Source organism: Gluconobacter sp. P1D12_c, assembly GCF_018812105.1.
GTDB lineage: Bacteria > Pseudomonadota > Alphaproteobacteria > Acetobacterales > Acetobacteraceae > Gluconobacter > Gluconobacter oxydans_A.
The window spans coordinates 1-353 of the sequence record NZ_JACSIQ010000906.1; the positions used below are offsets into that span (position 1 = coordinate 1).

The window sequence follows — 353 nt, forward strand, 5'->3', positions numbered from 1 at the left end:
CGTTGAGAGTCTTCTTTTAAAATCATCAGACGTACAATTTTCCAAATCTAAATTATCGATACTCGAATACAAACCATCCTTGTCACATTCTTCTAAATCTTTAACCCAAAGGCGTATCTCATCTTTATTGTCATTAACAAAAACACACTCGTAACAAAAATCATCCTCGTCATCGTTCAAATATTCGTTGAATCTTAAAAAACCATATCCCCTGCTTTCTATGTAATCCAAAAACAAAGAAGAATGCGAAGGAAGACAACGCAAATAATCTCTATAACTTTTCACATCCTTCACAGGAAAAGAATGGTCAATATAATGGTCATGCAAACAAGTCATGATATCGTAAGGCTTTT

General features: G+C 33.4%; 1 protein-coding gene. It reads right to left on the minus strand.

What is annotated here, in order from left to right; translation table 11 throughout:
- The coding region (locus tag KP705_RS19735; RefSeq protein ID WP_215765540.1) for a hypothetical protein at positions 1-353 on the minus strand (353 nt) is incomplete at both ends.